The organism is Priestia sp. VA7 (assembly GCF_055710015.1).
Window position 1 is genome coordinate 1 of record NZ_JBVQPN010000061.1, and the last position, 282, is coordinate 282.

The following is a 282-nucleotide window of genomic DNA, read 5'->3' on the forward strand; positions in this document are numbered from 1 at the left end:
GTTGATATTCCTGTACCACCTCCCCGCCGTTTGAGTAATGGGGGGACGCAGTAGGATAGGGTAAGCGCGCTGCTGGATATGCGCGTTCAAGCAGTTAGGCTGATGAGTAGGCAAATCCGCTCATCATAAAGGCTGAGCTGTGATGACGAGGGAATTATAGTACCGAAGTTCCTGATTCCACACTGCCAAGAAAAGCCTCTAGCGAGGCGGGAGGTGCCCGTACCGCAAACCGACACAGGTAGGCGAGGAGAGAATCCTAAGGTGATCGAGAGAACTCTCGTT

General features: G+C 53.2%; 1 rRNA gene. It reads left to right on the plus strand.

From position 1 onward, the window contains the following. A 23S ribosomal RNA gene (locus AC0C45_RS30175) occupies positions 1-282 on the plus strand; the annotation flags it as partial.